Raw genomic sequence first — 396 nt, 5'->3', positions numbered from 1 at the left:
GTGTTTCCGTGTAAATATCTGCCCGACCGGTAGCCAGGCTGATGGAGAACTCCGCCACGCCCCGTTGCAGCTTATCCCACTTCGCCTGAGCGGCGCGCATGGCCTGCGCTTTCGTGGCATATACCGTGGTCAGGGCAAAAACGTTGTCAGCCTCACCGGCCATGTATTCACCTTCGCGCGCTTCCGGTACTTTTGGCGCTTTCTTCTGCGTGACTGGTTTCGCTTTCGGGTGCTCCAGTGCGCGCAGGTGTTTCTCTTTCTTTTTGCGTTTCAGTTTTACCTTCTGCTTTTGCGGCTTCGGGTCTTTGGTGTGAAGCCACTTTGCCGTTACGCCGGTATAGGCTCCACGGTCAGCAATCGCAAAATGATGACGGTCACCGTCGCTGCGGGTGATGG

General features: G+C 56.6%; 1 protein-coding gene. It reads right to left on the bottom strand.

Translation table 11 applies throughout. The annotated features are described in order from the left end of the window. The coding region (locus tag C5J24_RS31655) for a contractile injection system protein, VgrG/Pvc8 family (RefSeq protein ID WP_205836998.1) at positions 1-396 on the bottom strand (396 nt) is incomplete at both ends.

This window comes from Neorhizobium sp. T25_27 (genome assembly GCF_002968565.1).
GTDB lineage: Bacteria > Pseudomonadota > Alphaproteobacteria > Rhizobiales > Rhizobiaceae > Neorhizobium > Neorhizobium tomejilense.
Note: the sequence above shows the minus strand (reverse complement) of the source record. Positions and strands in the feature narration are given on the sequence as shown.